Origin of the sequence: Leifsonia sp. SIMBA_070, from assembly GCF_046534635.1 — a bacterium.
Lineage (GTDB): Bacteria > Actinomycetota > Actinomycetes > Actinomycetales > Microbacteriaceae > Leifsonia.
In genome coordinates this window covers 1-241 of record NZ_JAWRYK010000839.1, presented here as the reverse complement: position 1 = coordinate 241, position 241 = coordinate 1, and the positions used below count along the sequence as shown (strand labels likewise).

The 241-nt window shown below is 61.8% G+C and carries 1 pseudogene; it reads left to right on the top strand.

The features are described 5' to 3' along the window. Positions 1-241: pseudogene (locus tag SB754_RS22580) on the top strand (NAD(P)-dependent oxidoreductase); the annotation flags it as partial.

The window sequence follows — 241 nt, the reverse complement described above, 5'->3', positions numbered from 1 at the left end:
CTATGCGCTTTCGAAGCATTTCGGCGAGCAGCTGATGGATGCCGCGGTGGCTCGTTCGGACATCCGGTGCATCTCGATCCGGCCAAGCTGGGTGCAGTATGAGGGCAACTACGAAACAAATCTCGGCCCCCAGGTCCGGGACAGCTCGGAGCTGAGCGCCAATCTGTGGAGCTATGTGGACGTGTATGACCTGGCCGACGCCATTGTCCTCGCCACTGAGTCGGACCTGCCCGGCCACGAG